This window comes from Bradyrhizobium sp. Kon69 (assembly GCF_055807515.1).
The window spans coordinates 1-225 of the sequence record NZ_JBVVOS010000639.1; the positions used below are offsets into that span (position 1 = coordinate 1).

1 protein-coding gene is annotated in these 225 nt (G+C 67.1%); it reads left to right on the forward strand.

The genetic code is table 11. The annotated features are described in order from the left end of the window. Nucleotides 1-225, forward strand: a 225-nt coding sequence (locus AC0L3U_RS40420) for an NYN domain-containing protein (protein ID WP_473365275.1), incomplete at both ends; no start/stop codon positions are given.

A 225-nucleotide genomic window follows, 5' to 3' on the forward strand; every position in this document is an offset into this window, starting at 1 on the left:
GCGACCAAGGAGTTCATCGACGCCTCCGGCCGCCGCAAGGTCAAGGGCAACATGGACATCGAGCTCGCCGTGAACGCGATGGAGCTCGCCGAGCACATGGACCAGATGGTGCTGTTCTCGGGCGACGGCGACTTCCGCTCCCTGGTCGAGGCCGTTCAGCGCCGCGGCGTGCGGGTCACCGTGATTTCCACGATCGCGAGCCAGCCGCCGATGATCGCCGACGAG